Annotated in this window: 1 protein-coding gene; it reads left to right on the top strand. The window is 31.7% G+C overall.

Going from position 1 to position 1,831, the window contains the following annotated elements; translation table 11 throughout:
* Window positions 1-158: 158 nt before the first annotated feature.
* Window positions 159-1,831: IS1182 family transposase (locus HMPREF2846_RS01565; RefSeq protein WP_070625385.1), on the top strand; the 1,673-nt coding region annotated here is incomplete at its 3' end.

Genomic DNA, 1,831 nt, shown 5'->3' with positions numbered 1-1,831 from the left:
GGGGCTGGGACATAAATACAGTCCAAAATAAAATCCGAGGAGAATCTTAAGTGATTTTCCTCGGATTTTTATGTAAAATATTTATATAACTTAAAAAGATAAAGCCCCCCAAGTTATAATTAGAGATTCACCACAAACCCAATCATAGGAGGAACTTTATGTATAAAAATTATAACATGTCTCAACTTTCACTGCCACTAATAACTGATTTTACTTTCACAGAAAATGATACTGCAAATATCGTTAATGAGATTGTAGAAAGAATGCCTGAAAATGCTTTTGCTGAATATCAAAATCACAGAGGTGCATCGTCTTACAATCCTCGTATGATGTTGAAAATCATCTTATACGCCTATAGTAATTCAATATTTTCCGGACGGAAAATAGAATTTGCATTAACAGATAGTATTAGATTTATGTGGTTAGCACAAGAACAAAACCCTAGCTATAAAACGATTAATCGTTTTCGTTCTAATCCTCGAACAAATGCTTTGATTAAAGAATGTTATGTAGTATTTAGAACCTTTTTAGTAGAAAATCATTATATAGAAGAGAATGCAATTTACATCGATGGTACTAAAATTGAAGCTGATGCAAATAAGTATACGTTTGTTTGGAGAAAGAATACAGAACGTTATAGTCAATCTAATATGAAGAAATCAAAAGAAATATACGAAGAGCTATTAGTAAAAGAAATTTTGCCAAATTTAAAAGAAGAATCACCTGAAGACATACAGATACACGAACTAGAGACAATCGAAGATTGCTTAAGTCATAAAATTGAGGAACTAACTGATAAAATTGATTCTAACGATGACACGAAGCAAAGAAAATTAATACGTTCAGAACGTACATTATTGAAAAAATACAAAAAAGCAGTGAATGATTGTAAAGAGAAAAAGATGAAGTATGAAGAACAAAAGAAAGTTTTAGGAGATAGAAATAGTTATTCAAAAACTGATCATGATGCGACTTTTATGAGAATGAAAGACGATCATATGATGAATGGTCAATTAAAGCCTGCTTATAATATTCAAGTAGGAACCAACAACCAGTTTGCCTTAGCCTTCGGTGTTTACCAAAATCCAACAGATACAAGAACTTTAGAAAGATTTTTATATAGAGTGCAAGAACTAAATGGTGACATACCTGAAAATGTTGTGTGTGATGCAGGTTATGGTAGTGAAAGTAACTATGGAATAGTCATAGATGTATTTAATAGAACGCCTTTAATGCCGTACGGCATGTTTTTAAAAGAACAAAAAAGAAAGTATAAATCAAACCCTTATAACTCTCTTAATTGGAATTATGATGAAAAAGATGACAGATATATTTGTCCAAACAATAAACTATTATTCTTTTCTGGCTATAGATTCCGAAATGATAAATATGGATATCAACGTCAATTTAAAGAATATAAATGTTATGACTGTATAGGATGTCCGCTCAGAAAAGAATGCATGAACCCTAAAGCCAGACCAGATACTTTGAAAACAATCAGAAGAAATATGGTTTGGGAATTTTATAAGCACTTCACTAGAGAAAAGCTTTCAGATCCAAAAACTTCATCAATTTATAAACAAAGAAAAATTGATGTTGAAACTTTTTTTGGTAATCTGAAGGCTAATTTGGGTTTCACTCGAATGTCTGTCAGAGGCATTGAGAAAGTTGAAACCGAAGTTGGCATAGCGTGTATGGCTGTCAACGTTAGGAAATTGGTAGCTCTTCGAGTTGCGATTTTCTCTATAAACATAAAAAAGCGACGATTTTCAGAAATAATAATGAAAATCGTCGCTTTTATTAGAAGTCAGAACATTTATGTCCCGACCCC

The organism is Staphylococcus sp. HMSC056G08, assembly GCF_001812305.1.
GTDB classification, from domain to species: domain Bacteria; phylum Bacillota; class Bacilli; order Staphylococcales; family Staphylococcaceae; genus Staphylococcus; species Staphylococcus simulans.
The sequence above is the reverse complement of the archived record's forward strand: the minus strand, read 5'-3'. Positions and strand labels throughout refer to the sequence as shown.